The organism is Terriglobus saanensis SP1PR4, assembly GCF_000179915.2.
GTDB classification, from domain to species: Bacteria; Acidobacteriota; Terriglobia; order Terriglobales; family Acidobacteriaceae; genus Terriglobus; species Terriglobus saanensis.
In genome coordinates this window covers 2,507,395-2,521,793 of the sequence record NC_014963.1, presented here as the reverse complement: position 1 = coordinate 2,521,793, position 14,399 = coordinate 2,507,395, and the positions used below count along the sequence as shown (strand labels likewise).

The following is a 14,399-nucleotide window of genomic DNA, read 5'->3' as shown; positions in this document are numbered from 1 at the left end:
TTAGAGCTCCGTGGGCGCGTAGGCGGTAACTTCACATCCGAGGGTTACTTCCTCGAAATCGGGGCGGGTCCATTCCTTCGTCTTCATCGTTAAATCTCCATGTTTAGATTGACCGCAGTGAACGGTGCGACGATCACTGCCGTGATCTTAACCCATTCAGAGCCGCAGATTGTCATGTCTTCTGAGTAATAAGCGCCATGGCTTTACTCATTGGTGAACTTGGGAAGCTCGTTGATTCATCAGTGGATTTTAAGCTCACAAAAGGGAATAAACGGATGCCTTCGGTTGTTTTGCTGGCTGGCGGCTTATGAAAGGGAAGAATCTGCGACTGTCCAGCACCTCAGCGATATGAGCAAGCTGTAAGGCCGTTCCGCGCAATCCACTTTTGCCATGTCCCAGGTCTTGTCATCCCGCTTAGGTCAAAACGTCACTGCAAGATGCGACCGAATCTTCTTTGGTGGGATGGTAGTCCTGTTGACCGGTTCGGTCGTGCTGGGGTTCGCTCGAAGCTATTATTTTGCAGGTTTCGTTCATGCCCCTTTGCCGAGCAGGATGATCCACGTGCATGGAGTGATCTTTTCGCTCTGGTTTGTCGTGTTGTTGGTCCAGACATTTCTTATTCCTGCAGGACGCGTGCGTTGGCACCGCAAGCTGGGACTGGTGAGTTATGGTGTAGCCGCACTCGTGGTTCTCTTCGGTGTACTCGCAGCAATCGATTCACTTCGACGCGGTGTTGGAATTGGTTCCTTCGACCTAAGTGTTTCCTTCGCCATTTCGATCATGGATATGGTTGCGTTCGGCATCGTGATCTTTTCTTCCTATAGGGCTCGCCATCGTCCTAGCGCGCATAAGCGGCTGGTCCTCTACGCTACCCTGAGCCTTATGGATGCCGCATTTGATCGGTGGCCCTATGAGCAGATGCGGATGCACTTCTCAGCGCATACGTATGTCTATTTTGGCTTTCTTTTCTTTCCTGGCTTTTATGATCTCGTCTCGACTCGACGAATTCAGAAATCGACTCTTTGGGCCTTCTTGCTCATCGCTACCCTTTACGAGGTGCGGATTCCGATGGGTTCAACTCATCTTTGGCATCTTCTCTCACACGCTGTCGCCGAATAACTTCATCGCCGAGAGGCGATCTTTCAGCACGATCCTGACGCTATTTGGACCTGTACGCCTGTTCGATCAGATATGCAGACTGTCGCAGATCAAGAGAGCACAGAGACTTGTCACATAAAGAAAACATGAATTGGAGGATGCAGAATGCTTCCTCAAGGTGTTCAATAACAATGGCATATTTCGAATTGATACTGTCCTGTATGGAGACTTCCACTCTGCGCAATTCCAGAAAGAAGATGGCGACATTGGGCCGAGTCCTGGTTGCCTTGCCCTTCCTCGTTTTTGGGGGATGCTCGCGGCAAAAGCCATCCATCGTCTTTACTCAAGTCCCGGGGGCCAGCTTCGGCGGTCCCAATACAAGCGGTGCGATCAGTGGCAGGGTGATGGGGTTTAAACAAGGGGATAGAGTGGTGCTGTATGCGCATTCCGGCAACCGATGGTGGATTCAGCCGATTTCTCGCATGCCGTTTACGAAGATTAAAGAGGATGGAACTTGGACGTCAATGACGCACCTGGGATTGGAGTATGCGGCTGTGCTCGTGCGGGGAGACTACGATGCAGATGCAGTGATCTTTTCTTTGCCCGATCGCAACAAGCATGTCATCGCAAAAGCTATAGTCCCCGCGGCCTCAGGATCGCAACTACCTAGTTTTTCTTCCAAAATACTTCACTTCAGCGGATATGACTGGGAGGTGCGCGCGGTATCCAGCCCTGAAGGTGGACTAGCGCATAACTATAAGCCGGGCAATGTCTGGCTGGACGACAAAGGCGCCATGCATCTCCGCATCTCACGCGAAGGCACCCAGTGGGTTTGTGCCGAGGCGAGAACGACACGAAGTCTCGGATACGGGTCTTACCAGTTCATGCTCGAGACCGTTCAAAATATGGAACCTGCGGCGACGTTGGGCCTTTTCACGCGAGACGAGAACTCGACGGATATGAAATACACCGAAATGGACATCCATGTCAGCCGGTGGGGGAATCCGGAGACCAAAAACGGTGAGTATGTGATTCAACCTTACCAAGTCCCGTCTAATGTCTACAGGTTCGAGATACCTAAAGGAAGTGTGTCGACCGGTTTTCGATGGTCGCCGGGCAGCGCATCTTTTTCGACTGCACATGGCGCCAGCCAGAACGGCAAGCCGGTGGCGGTCTGGACCTTCAACACAGGAGTTCCTGCGCCGACAGGTGAAAGAACCTACATTAATTTATGCGAATTTGGATTTCCCAAGGTTCCCCTGGAGCACGGAGCGGAGGTTGTCATTGACAGGTTCCAGTTCCTTCCTTAAACGAACTGGTCTTCGGTTGAACTACAGAACCATCGGCGTGATTTTGCTGTTTTTGTTTCGGCAAGAGCAAGCCCATGCCATCGATCCTTCGCGCGCTGTCGGACAATATCTCCGTCAGCAATGGCAAGTGGAATCCGGCTCTACGGCGATACGCATCAATGCGATCGCACAGACGCCGGATGGGTACCTTTGGGTTGGAACGGATGAGAATCTACTGCGCTTCGACGGGTTTCGTTTTGAAGAGATACAGCCGCATAGTGAAGGCCTTGCCCCTATCCGCCACGTTTTGAATCTGATCGTGGATTCTGGCGGAGCTTTGTGGGTGCGCACCGAAGACTCCCGGGTTCTTCGTTACAAGAACGGTTCCTTCAAATCACTGTTGTCTCCCGAGCAGGGCGAGTCCACAGTTACAGCAATAGGCAAGCCTCTAGGAGAAGGGATCTTTGCTTCCGGCCTTTCCTATGGCCTTGTGCAGGTGACGGAAAAGGGAATACAGCAGATCCACAGAAATGCCGAATCCCTGACTCTGGCGATTGTGCAAACTACTGACGATCTCTGGTTAGGAACGAGAGAGAACGGTCTTCTGAACTGGAGCCACAATACTCTCAACGTGATGAACCAAGGAATCCCGGATTTGAAGGTCAATTCCTTGCTGGCAACGTCGTCTAGTCAACTGTGGATTGGTACAGACGGCGGCCTGGCCCATTGGGATGGGCACAAGACCGTGAGCGATGTTCTTCCGGCGGAGATGAATTCGCTTCAGATCCTGACGATTGTGCAGGACCGCGATGGAAATCTCTGGATCGGAAGTTCGCGCGGACTTATAAGGTATAACTCCCGCGGAGCGCAATGGATGCCACGAGATGCCAGGGATCGAGGTACCGCAGTAACTGCGGTCTTTGAGGATCGCGAAGGTAATCTGTGGTTTGGAAGCGGAGGTAACCTGGAGCGTCTGCGCGATAGCCCTCTGACTACCTATGGCAATCCCGAAGAAGCAGCAGGAGATCAATATGGTCCCGTGTATGCAGACAGCCGGGGACGCACCTGGTTTGCTCCGCTTACTGGGGGGCTTTACTGGATGCGTGATGGAATCACGCATCCAGTTGTAACCGCAGGTCTGGATAAGGATATTGTTTATTCGATCGATGGCAGAGGAGATGAGATCTGGCTTGGGCGACAGCGGGGAGGTCTGACCCGCCTGGATGCAGTTGGAGACATCATCAAGGCTAAGACCTGGACCACAGCCAACGGGTTAGCAGAGAACAGCGTGTACGCGGTCCATCTGAACAGGGATGGAAGTCTTTGGATGGGAACACTTACATCCGGAGCGAGTCACTTTCAGGGAGGCAAGTTTCATCCGTTCGACGTTGGCAATGGTCTGATCTCGAATACGGTAGCTGCGATCGAAGAGGGCTCAGACGGAACCATGTGGTTCGCAACGCCTCGAGGCCTCTCCGCGCTCCATGGTCTTGCGGTGAAGAGCTACGGTACAACTGACGGACTTGCTTCTTCTGACGTTGTTTCTCTCCTCGCGGATCCTCAGGGTGGAGTCTGGGTAGGGACCACGGGAGGGTTTTCGTTCGCAGACAAAGGACAGATTCGAAGGATCGATGTTCCACTTCGTTCTCCAGAGACGGTCGTAGGGATTGCTTTAGATCGACAAGGACTTCTCTGGCTTGCGACGACGATGCGCGTGTTGAGTGTTCGCCGCAGCGCACTTCTGCAGCTTCCTCTCGTGGCCGGGGCATTTCGCAGCTATGGCATGCAAGATGGGATCCACAGTACCGAGGGTGTGCGACGCAACCGCTCGGTTGTGGCGGATGTTGCCGGAAACATCTGGATTACCACGAACCGAGGGCTTTCTGCGAGTTCGCCCAGTGTGTCGCGTCCCAGCCCGATTGCGATCCCACAGGTGGAGGGTGTGATGTCCGACGGAGTGGCCTTACCTACGTCAGGAGAGGTGCGTATTCCGGCCGGAGCACATCGTCTGACCTTCAACTATGCGGGACTGGATCTCCGCTCGCCAGAGCGTGTTCGCTTCCGATACAGGCTCGATGGCTTCGATAAAAAATGGAGTCCACCGATGGAGGGGAGGGAAGCGGTCTATACGAATCTCGTTCCTGGCAAGTACAAGTTTCGCGTCGTTGCGGCCAATATGGATGGCCAATGGAACCCGGTAGAAAGTGCCGTTTCCTTATATGTACAGCCACTTTTGTGGCAACGGTGGGAGTTTGAAATCGCCTGCGTCGGTATCCTTCTGCTCATGGCAGTATGGATCTACCGTGCCCGTATGCGCTACCTGATTGTGCAGGCCAACATGCGGTTTGAAGAGAGGCTGATCGAACGCACACGGATTGCACGTGAACTGCACGACACGCTTCTGCAGGGATTTATCAGCGCCTCCCTGCACCTCCACGTCACAGCCGAAAGCATGCCGCCGCAGTCACCGATTCAAGGCTCTCTGCAAACCGTATTGCAGATGATGGAAAAGGTGATTGAGGAGGGGCGGAACGCGGTGAAGGGATTGCGCACCTTCCATGGCACGCGGCGTGGTTTGGAGCAGATGTTCCGGGAACTGATCTCCGAATTAGGCGCCGAAGATGCAGCAGGCTACTCCGTGGTTGTAGAGGGAGAGTTACGCTCACTGCGTGCTGCCGTCTACGAGGAAGTGTGGCGTATCGGACGAGAGGCGGTCATCAACGCCTGGCGGCATTCTCAGGCGCGACAGATCACCGTGCGCTTCGAGTACAGTAGCGCACGCCTCACTCTTTCGGTGATTGACGATGGTCGCGGGATGGACGCCGCGATGATCCATCGTGGACGCCCGGAGCACTGGGGCTTGCAGGGAATGCGAGAGAGAGCGGCGCGCATGGGCGCACGGTTGCACATAGAAAGTCGCCCAGGGCAGGGAACGCGTGTGGTCTTGACGATTCCTGCCGCAATCGCCTTTCACGATGACATGAGGGATCGCAAGCTGGCGTCCACCGGTCTTGGCAGGATGTAGTGGAGATACGCTGTCGATTGTCGATATCTGCAGGGCTGTACCGTGGGGCTGAATAGTTGCTAGCGGCGTGAGTTATGCGAGTTGTCTGACGATTAGCAGAGCACTCATCACAGTGATGAAATCTTCTAGTAGTGCTATTGGAAGATCTTTCCCCCCGATAGCGTTGGTCAGGCGGCTGCGGGCTTCTGCTCCGCCGAGCGTTCCTGCAACCGCGCCAAGCGCTCCAGCAATCGCGCCTACGATGCTGGATGATGTAGCGATACCAAAGGCAGCTCCCGCGACCGCTCCCGTAACAATGCGCGTCGCGAACTGGGCGGGCACCTTGCGGCTGGGGGTCTTCGGCAGTTTGTCATTGAAAAGTTCTCCCAAGGCGAGGAGCGAAAGCACCCACGGAGTCCAGGTGTACCCCATAAAGGCCAACCAGCTTCCTCCAAGAGGAAGCCATCCAAAGCGGGCCGCCCAACTGACCGCGGCCAGGGGTGTAAGTGCGCGCAGACCCGCAACGACGCCAATAAAGAAGGCTAGAACAATCAAAGACATTGAAACTCCCCTCTGATGTCCGTTGAAGACAGATGTTGTCTTGAGCCAGACCTCAGAACTGTCTCAAATGTAAAGAGAAAGCACACTCTTTTGCAGACTATGAAGAGGTGGGTCCAAATGGCTCTTTCGGGGTATGACCTGCGACCAGGCTGTGCAAACGTAATGTTTAGGAATGACAGGTGATCTCTGGAGTTAGGGAGATTCCGTCCTTACTTTTCTGCCGGTCCCCTCGATCGACCTGTCTCCCGGAACCACTCTTTGAGAGCGCATCCCCTCTGTTCCTCGCTATACTTGACTTATACGTCGAGCGCAATCTTACGGAAGCAAAAATTTCCGTATGGAGAGGTAAAAGACCGATGCTCCGCATTCTTACCGTAGATGACCATCCCCTCCTGCGCGCTGGAATCAGCAGCGTAATCAACGCACAACCGGGAATGGAAGTAGTGGCCGAAGCCGCGGATGGTGAACAGGCTATCGTGGAGTTTCGCAAGCATCTGCCAGATGTCACCGTGATGGATCTCAGACTCCCACGGAAGAGCGGAATAGAAGCGATCGTCGCGATCCGTCAGGACTATCCCAAGGCGCGCATCATCATCCTGACCACCTACGCTGGAGATGTGCAGGCCCTGAAGGCATTCAAGGCTGGGGCCAGCGGCTACTTGCTCAAGAACATGCTGCGTGCCGAACTGGTGGACACGATTCGTTCCGTCCACGCAGGAATCCGGCGGGTTCCTGCCGAGATTGCCGCGATGATGGCAGAGCATGCCGGAGACGAAGCGCTCTCCCCGCGTGAGGTCGAGGTGCTTCGTCACGTTTCGGCGGGCCACTCGAATAAGGTCATCGCTTCGGATTTAGATCTCTCCGAACACACGATCAAGGGCCATCTCAAGAACATCCTGTCGAAGCTTGGCGCGAACGACCGAACCCATGCCGTCATGATTGCGCTCAACCGCGGGTTTCTTGATTCCTAGGTCGGATATTATTCGTCGGCGTCGTAGTTCAGATTCTGACCGAGCCATTTTTCTACCTCTGCCACGGTCATTCCCTTGCGCTCGTGATAATCGGCGACCTGGTCGCGGTCGATCTTACCCAGGCTGAAGTACCGCGATTTTGGATGACCGAAGTAGATTCCGCTGACGCTGGATCCCGGCCACATCGCGAACGACTCCGTGAGAAAGATACCCGTGTTCGCTTCCGCGTTAAGCAGGTCCCATAGGGCACTCTTCTCCGTGTGGTCCGGGCAGGCAGGATATCCGGGAGCAGGACGAATTCCCCGATATTTCTCGTGAATGCACTCCTCAGGGCTCAGATTTTCATCCAGACCGTAACCCCACTCGTCCCGCACGCGCTTGTGGAGGCACTCGGCAAACGCTTCCGCCAAGCGATCGGCGATAGCTTCGGCCATGATGGCGTTGTAGTCGTCGTTGTCCGCTCTGAACGCGTCGCAAACTTCTTTCAGACCCATTCCGCTGGTGACCGCAAATCCACCAATGTAATCGGGCAGTCCTGTCTCCTTCGGAGCGATAAAGTCGGCAAGCGATCGGCAGGGTTCGGTGCCTTCTCGGTTTGCCTGCTGGCGAAGGAAGTGAAACGTCTGGAGGACTTCTGTGCGTGTCTCGTCGGTATAGAGTTCCACATCATCGCCGACCGCATTGGCGGGGAAGAAGCCGTAGACGCCACGTGCCGTGATCAGGTTCTTCTTGATGATGGTGTCCAGAAGCGCATTGCCTTCCGTAAAGACCTGGCGCGCTTGCGCGCCCTGCCGCTCATCGTCGAGAATACGAGGGTAGATGCCTTTCAGACCCCAGGTGTGAAAGAACGGTGACCAGTCGATAAAATCGCGCAGCGTCGCCAGGGGAAATTTGTCCAGCACGCGCACACCGGTAAATGCTGGCACAGCAAGATCTTCAATGCGCCACTCGATGGGGGTACGTCTTGCACGAGCAGTTGCCAGCGGAGTGATCTGATGGCGTGGTGCGGAGTGGGCTTTGCGCAGCGCCTCGTAGTCTGCGCGATGTTTTATAACAAAATCCGCTTTGCCATCCTCGCTGAGAAGGCTGGTCGTCACGGGTACTGCCCGGCTGGCATCCAGAACATGCACAACGGGCTGGCTGTAATGCGGCGCAATTTTTACTGCAGTGTGTGCGCGGCTGGTCGTTGCGCCACCAACTAACAGTGGCAACTTGAAACCCTGCCTCTCCATCTCCTTGGCAACGTGTACCATCTCGTCGAGCGAGGGCGTGATCAAGCCGCTGAGCCCGATGATGTCTGCCTTCTCGGTCTTGGCGCGTTCGAGGATTTTTTCCGAGGAGACCATCACCCCCATGTCGATGACCTCGAAGTTGTTGCACGCGAGCACTACGCCGACGATGTTCTTGCCGATGTCGTGCACGTCACCCTTCACCGTTGCGAGCACGATCTTGCCCTGTGCCTTGACCTCCTGGCCGGACGCGAGGAGCGCGGCTTTCTCGGCTTCCATGAACGGCGTCAGGTGGGCTACTGCCTTCTTCATCACACGGGCGGACTTGACCACCTGGGGCAGGAACATCTTGCCCGCTCCGAAGAGGTCGCCGACCACGCTCATCCCGGCCATCAAGGGCCCTTCGATTACCAGAAGAGGACGGCCAAGCTTGACGCGCGCTTCCTCGGCGTCGATTTCGATGTAGGCGTCGATGCCCCGCACAAGGGCGTGCGAGAGACGCTCTTCCACCGTGCCGTTACGCCACTCTTCGGCCTTCTTCTCGCTGACCGCCACGCCGACGTTCTTGAGCGATTCGCCGAACTCCACCAGACGTTCGGTGGCATCGGGTCGACGGTTAAGCAGAACATCTTCAACCAGTACCTTCAGTTCAGGGTCGATCTCTTCGTACAACTCGAGCATGCCGGCATTGACGATGCCCATATCCATGCCCGCGCCAATCGCGTGATAGAGAAACGCGGAGTGCATGGCTTCGCGCACCTTGTTGTTGCCGCGAAAGCTGAACGAGATATTCGAAACGCCACCGCTGACCTTCGCATGTGGGAGGTTCGCTTTGATCCAACGCGTGGCGTTGATGAAGTCCACGGCGTAATTATTGTGTTCCTCCATGCCGGTGGCGACAGTGAGGATGTTCGGATCGAAGATGATGTCTTCGGGCGGAAAGTCCACCTCGTCGACCAGGATCCGGTAGGCCCGTTCGCAGATGCGAATCTTCTCCTCGAAGGTCGCAGCCTGGCCCTGTTCATCGAAGGCCATTACGACCACCGCGGCGCCATACTTCAGAACGGCAGCCGCGTTCTGACGGAACTTGTCTTCGCCTTCTTTCAGCGAGATGGAATTGACGATACCTTTGCCCTGCAAGCACTTGAGCCCGGCCTCGATGACCTCCCACTTGGAGGAGTCCACCATGAACGGCACTTTGGCTACTTCGGGTTCACTTGCCAGCAGTTGTAGATAGCGCGTCATGGCGACGACGCCGTCGATCATGCCCTCGTCCATGCAGATGTCGATGACGTTGGCGCCATTCTCGACCTGTTGTCGAGCCACGCTCACGGCTTCTTCGTACTTGCCTTCTTTAATCAGCTTTGCGAACTTGGGCGAACCGGCCACATTCGTCCGCTCGCCGAGCATGATGAAGACACCGGGCTGCTGGGTGAAGGGTTGCGATCCTGAAAGACGCAGCGGCTTCGTCTCCGTGGCCTTAACCACGTTATCGTTTTCAGACGCGCTCATCCTCTGGTTCCGCTCCGCCCGGCAAAGGATTCCACAAGGGCTGCGGTCCCAAACTCGCGAGGTGGTTGATTTTCAAGCGCTTTGGCGATTGCCGCGATGTGCTCGGGCGTATTACCGCAGCATCCTCCAGCAATGTTGATTAAGCCTCCGCGCGCGAAGTCGCCGAGATATCGTGCCATGTCGTCTGGCCCAAGGTCGAATCCTGTTTCCGAGAGGGGATTCGGCAAACCGGCGTTCGGATAGCAGGAGATCGCCACGTCGGCCTTCGCGGAAAGCTCACTCAGAAACGGATACATTAGATCAGGGCCGAGAGAGCAGTTAAGGCCCACCGACAGCGGTTTAACATGCTGCACCGCGTTCCAGAAGGCTTCCGTCGTCTGCGCGGAGATGAGCGTCTCACCGCCACGTCCTACCGCCGCCGAGATCATCACCGGCAACTCCTTGCCGTCCTGATCGAAGACCTCACGGATGGCGACGAGCGCCGCTTTGGCGTTCAGCGAATCGAAGATCGTCTCCACCAAAAGCAGGTCCGAACCACCAGCCATGAGCGCGCGGATCTGCTCCATATAGGCAATCTTCACCTGGTCGAAGGTGACTACACGAAAGCCCGCATCATCGGCGTCAGGGGAGTTCGAGAGAGAGACAGTCAGCGGACCGATCGCACCTGCCACAAAGCGATGACGCCCCGTTGCGTTGCCGACGCGGTCGGCCCACTCCCGGCACTGCCGTGCGGAGGTCTCGTTGATGTCCCAGGCCAGTTGGCTGAGCATCGGGTCTTCAAGGATCTTCTGATAAAACTCGGGATCTTTGCGGCCGCCGTGCTCGCGTGGATCTTCCACGAAAAACTCGCTCTGGGTAATGCTGGTGGCGCCGAAGGTGTTCGTCTCGATAATGTCCGCACCGGCCTCCAGAAAACGGCGATGGATGTCGCAGATCATATCCGGCTGGGTCAGGGAGAAGATGTCGCCGTTATTCAGCAGGTCTTTCGTCGAGTCTTTAAAACGCTCTCCGCGGATGTCGGCTTCCGTCATACCGTAGGTGCGGATCGTCGTGCCCATCGCGCCATCGATGATGGCGATGCGATCCTGGAGGATCTTTTTAAGGGGATGTAGCTGGGATAGGGTCATTTTTCTCTTGCGTTCTTGATGCATGGCATCCGCGTTCATTCGCGTTCGATCAGCCGCATCTCAGGCGTGGCCTGCCCTTTCATTATATCGAGTTAGGCAAAACAGGCCGCTACGTGGCCGCCTGTCTGGAAGCAATGTCTTTTATCGCGAATCCAAAAGATTAGATCGCGCAGAAGGGGTAAAGATGCACGGTCGCGCTTACCGGGCGAACTCAAATGGAAGACATAAGCGTAGAGCAGAACCAGACAGCCCGTCACGGAAGTAAGCACAAATGCTATGCCGTAGGGTGAAGCGGAAGAGCTTGACCTGATCGCCGGCTGTGAGCCTTGTTGCGCCAGCAGCAATGGCAATGGTCTGCAGGCTGATCATCTTGCCCATCACCGCGCCAGAGGAGTTCGCCGCACCCATCAGAATCGAAGAGAAGCCAAGACGACTTGCGGTGACCACTTGCAGATTGCCAAAGAGAGCGTGGCGGTGGCTCCGCAGTAGTTCATCAGGAAGGCGATACCCAGCACGGACATGACTGTGGTGGTTGGAAGCAGAAGCTGACGGACTACGGCAAGTAGAACGCGGCCAAAGCGTACTGGGCTCATCCGCAGCCGTGTCTGTCTGATCTTGTGGGAGAAGTGACGGTACGGATGTCGGAGGGGTCCAGGTCGACAAACAACCAAGCCACAAAAAACTCCAACGTGGTCTAGGTGAGAGGAACACGCATTTCGCCTTGTATAGCGCCACCCGGATTGAAGCCTCGGAGAACATCTCCGTTTTATCGGCGGGTTCTGACGGTGTGGACGGCAACAGCCTGGCAGCGGGAGCGATCGTGGATGAGCCCACAGGAAATAACTGAGATATGAGAGTTCTCTTCAGAGACGACCTCTTAGGCGATTACCTTGAATGTCGACACCGTGACGTAAATTGGCGCGATGTGCTATCGCATTAAGAGTGAGAACGTACATCCTTATTTATCACGCGGATTAATGTGTTCTGTTCCGGGCATAAAGCGTAATCTACGCAAGTCTAAGATTCGGATGAACTCTTTGGTACTCCCGGAGCAATCCATGGTTGTTGTACGCGAAGAAGCCAAGCTTCACATTTTGCTTATCGAAAGCAATAAGCAGATCTCGAAGCAGATCCGCTCGGCTCTCAGTATCTCCGACCAAATTTCCTTCAATGTCGAAAGTGTAAGTCGACTCCGTGATGGGGTTCGACGCCTGCAGCAGAATAAATACGATGCCATCTTGCTGGACTTTTCTCTGACCGATAACAAAGGTCTGGAGGCATTGCGCAGAGTGAATCCGGCCTGGGCCCAGACACCGGTGCTGGTCCTCGTCGGTGAAGACCAGGAAGCCGTCGCGAAAGAAGCCGTCCGCTATGGGGCGCAGGACTACCTATTGCCCAGGCATTTAGACAATTACTCTCTGTCGCGGGCCCTCCACCGCGCGATCGAAAGCAGTGCTGTTGACCTGCTCTCCGTAGAAAAAAATCGTGCTCTGGTCACGCTGGATTCAATCGGAGACGCGGTTCTTTCTTCGGATCTCTTAGGCCGCGTCACCTATCTTAATGGTGCCGCGGAGAAGATGACGGGCTGGACGCGGTTGGAAGCGCTAGGGCAACCACTTTCCGAGGTCTTTCGCATCCTGGATAGCGTGACTCGGGAGATCGCGCCGGACCCTCTGCAAAGGGCAATTGATCTGAATCGTGCGGTGGGTTTGCCTTCGGGTTGCGTGCTCCTCCATCGAGACGGTACCGAACGCGTCATCGATGACACCGCTGCACCCATTCACGACTCGGTAGGCACCGTGATCGGGGCGGTCATCGTGTTTCACGATATGAGCGAGGCGCGTGCTACAGCGATCCTGATGGCTTCCTCTGCAAACCACGATCCACTTACAAAGCTTCCCAACCGTATACTTCTGAGCGATCGAATTTCTCAGGCAATTTCTATCTCTCACCGCAAGCACAGACCGTTCGCCGTAATGTTTCTGGACCTGGATTACTTCAAAGCCGTCAATGATTCACTGGGACATGCCATTGGGGACAAGCTTCTTCAAGCAGTCGCAGACAGGCTACTTGCGGGTCTGCGCAACTCCGATACGGTGAGCCGCCAGGGAGGAGATGAGTTCGTCATTCTGCTCCCGGAGATCGAAAATGCCGCAGATGCAGCATCCAGTGCCAAAAAGCTTCTGCTGAGTATCGGTGCGCCCTACAACATTGATGAGCACTGCATCCAGATCAGCGGGAGCTTTGGCATCAGCCTCTATCCCGATCATGGAGATGATGCTGAAACCGTATTGAACAACGCAGATATTGCGATGTACGAAGCCAAGGAAACCGGGCGTAACGCCATCCGATTCTTCAAGCCGGAGATGGGATTGAAGGCCACCGAACGGCAATCTCTAGAGGTGGGGTTACGTCGCGCCCTGGAACAGAACGAGTTCTGTTTGTATTATCAGCCTAAAGTGAGTCTTGCTCTCGGGCAGATTACAGGGGCTGAGGCTTTGATCCGTTGGCAGGATCCTATGCTAGGACTTCTACTCCCTGCGTACTTTGTGACCGCAGCAGAGAGCAGTGGACTGATCGTTCGAATAGGTCGCTGGGTGATGCGGGAAGCCTGCCGACAAGCGAGTTTGTGGCAGACGCGGGGTCTCCCATCCATCAAAATCGCTGTCAATGTTTCGGCGGTCGAGTTTCAGGACAGGCATTTCGTTGAAGGTGTTAAGAACATCCTGCGAGAGACCGGGTTGGAACCTGGTTGTCTTCAACTTGAACTGACGGAGGGTGTACTGATGAAAGACGCGGACTCAACGGCCTCCGTACTTCGTGAATTGAGGCAGATGGGAGTACAGCTCGCGATCGATGACTTCGGCGCCGGTTATTCAAGCCTCAGTTACCTGCGCCAGTTTCCGATCGACATCTTGAAGATCGATCAGTCTTTCGTCAATCAGATTGGCGGCGGAGCCCGCGATGGGATCCTCATCAGCGCGATCATCGGTATCGGAAGGAACCTTAACTACATTGTCGTGGCAGAGGGAATCGAAACGATCGAACAAAAAGTTTACCTGCAGGGTCAACGTTGCGACGAAGGACAGGGCTACCTCTTCAGCCACCCGCTGGTTGCGCATGAGTTTGAGCGTTTGCTGCAAATCGGCATCCAGAATGTTGTTTAAGGTACGTAGCTGCTTCTGGCAGCGAAGTTGTTCTTTTGTAGTCTAGTCACTCCGTAGCGCCCAGGAATTTGCTGTTGGATCAGCTAAACGTCATTGAATGGAAAGAGATAAAATGGTTCTCCGAGGGGTGCTTTAGACGTCATCGAGTAAAGCAACGGTCACCGCGTCACAAAAATCTGCTTCTGAATCCACGGAGCGTGAGAGGATTTCTATATGAGCGATTTGATTCCTAAAGCAGGTGCAGTAAAGGTAGGCGGGCTGGGTCGGGCTGCGCAGAAGTTGCAGGCAGCTCGCGAAAAGGCCGCACGAGTCAACAGTGGAGCAAAGCCGCTTCCCGGAGTATCGGTGGCATCCTTCAAGGCGAAAGACAACTTCGCCAGCACAAAGAAGTCCACCTTCCAACGCAAGGCCGTTTAGACCAGACGGCTTTGCAGCTTGGTT

Annotated in this window: 12 protein-coding genes and 1 pseudogene; 7 read left to right on the top strand and 6 right to left on the bottom strand. The window is 55.2% G+C overall.

All coding sequences use genetic code 11. From position 1 onward, the window contains the following. Complete coding sequence (pqqA, locus tag ACIPR4_RS23495) at positions 1 to 87, bottom strand: pyrroloquinoline quinone precursor peptide PqqA (RefSeq protein ID WP_083811910.1); 87 nt, start codon at positions 85 to 87, stop codon at positions 1 to 3. 474 nt (positions 88 to 561) lie between these two features. Here pqqA and ACIPR4_RS10440 point away from each other — a divergent pair, with 474 nt between their 5' ends. The 3 genes from ACIPR4_RS10440 to ACIPR4_RS10430 all read left to right on the top strand — a co-directional run bounded on the left by ACIPR4_RS10440 (position 562) and on the right by ACIPR4_RS10430 (position 5,412). Next, a complete protein-coding gene (locus ACIPR4_RS10440) occupies positions 562 to 1,119 on the top strand; it encodes a hypothetical protein (protein ID WP_187290281.1) in 558 nt (185 codons plus the stop codon). Positions 1,120 to 1,289: 170 nt separating this feature from the next. Beyond that, complete coding sequence (locus ACIPR4_RS22725) at positions 1,290 to 2,408, top strand: LamG domain-containing protein (RefSeq protein WP_013568630.1); 1,119 nt, start codon at positions 1,290 to 1,292, stop codon at positions 2,406 to 2,408. A gap of 16 nt (positions 2,409 to 2,424) precedes the next feature. Beyond that, complete coding sequence (locus tag ACIPR4_RS10430; RefSeq protein WP_187290280.1) at positions 2,425 to 5,412, top strand: sensor histidine kinase; 2,988 nt, start codon at positions 2,425 to 2,427, stop codon at positions 5,410 to 5,412. Between the two features lie 72 nt (positions 5,413 to 5,484). Here the strand turns inward: ACIPR4_RS10430 and ACIPR4_RS10425 are convergent, their stop codons facing one another. Next, positions 5,485 to 5,952 carry a DUF4126 family protein gene (locus ACIPR4_RS10425; RefSeq protein WP_013568628.1) on the bottom strand — a complete coding sequence of 156 codons (468 nt, stop codon included), beginning with the start codon at positions 5,950 to 5,952 and terminating at the stop codon, positions 5,485 to 5,487. Positions 5,953 to 6,308: 356 nt separating this feature from the next. Between ACIPR4_RS10425 and ACIPR4_RS10420 the strand changes: the two genes are divergently transcribed. Continuing rightward, positions 6,309 to 6,923 (top strand): response regulator, encoded by a 615-nt coding sequence (locus ACIPR4_RS10420; protein ID WP_013568627.1) that lies wholly within the window; start codon positions 6,309 to 6,311, stop codon positions 6,921 to 6,923. A gap of 8 nt (positions 6,924 to 6,931) precedes the next feature. Here the strand turns inward: ACIPR4_RS10420 and metH are convergent, their stop codons facing one another. The 4 genes from metH to ACIPR4_RS22925 all read right to left on the bottom strand — a co-directional run bounded on the left by metH (position 6,932) and on the right by ACIPR4_RS22925 (position 11,384). Continuing rightward, entirely contained in the window at positions 6,932 to 9,664 is a 2,733-nt protein-coding gene (gene metH, locus ACIPR4_RS10415; protein ID WP_013568626.1) for a methionine synthase, read from the bottom strand. Beyond that, complete coding sequence (locus tag ACIPR4_RS10410; RefSeq protein ID WP_049781122.1) at positions 9,661 to 10,791, bottom strand: homocysteine S-methyltransferase family protein; 1,131 nt, start codon at positions 10,789 to 10,791, stop codon at positions 9,661 to 9,663. The genes metH and ACIPR4_RS10410 overlap by 4 nt, the downstream gene beginning before the upstream one ends. A 198-nt stretch (positions 10,792 to 10,989) precedes the next feature. After that, positions 10,990 to 11,238: an L-lactate permease gene (locus ACIPR4_RS22930; RefSeq protein WP_222829275.1), complete on the bottom strand. Its 249-nt coding sequence runs from the start codon at positions 11,236 to 11,238 to the stop codon at positions 10,990 to 10,992. After that, positions 11,199 to 11,384, bottom strand: a complete 186-nt coding sequence (locus ACIPR4_RS22925; RefSeq protein WP_041586036.1) for a hypothetical protein — start codon at positions 11,382 to 11,384, stop codon at positions 11,199 to 11,201. Before ACIPR4_RS22925 ends, ACIPR4_RS22930 begins: the two co-directional genes overlap by 40 nt. A gap of 104 nt (positions 11,385 to 11,488) precedes the next feature. On the opposite strand from ACIPR4_RS22925, the pseudogene ACIPR4_RS22120 reads away from it, so the two are divergent. The 3 genes and pseudogenes from ACIPR4_RS22120 to ACIPR4_RS10390 form a co-directional block, all read left to right on the top strand. Beyond that, a pseudogene (locus ACIPR4_RS22120) lies at positions 11,489 to 11,638 on the top strand (MOFRL family protein); the annotation flags it as partial. A 211-nt stretch (positions 11,639 to 11,849) separates the two neighbouring features. Beyond that, positions 11,850 to 13,958 (top strand): putative bifunctional diguanylate cyclase/phosphodiesterase, encoded by a 2,109-nt coding sequence (locus ACIPR4_RS10395; protein WP_013568623.1) that lies wholly within the window; start codon positions 11,850 to 11,852, stop codon positions 13,956 to 13,958. A gap of 213 nt (positions 13,959 to 14,171) precedes the next feature. Continuing rightward, complete coding sequence (locus tag ACIPR4_RS10390) at positions 14,172 to 14,375, top strand: hypothetical protein (RefSeq protein WP_013568622.1); 204 nt, start codon at positions 14,172 to 14,174, stop codon at positions 14,373 to 14,375. Positions 14,376 to 14,399 lie beyond the last annotated feature (24 nt).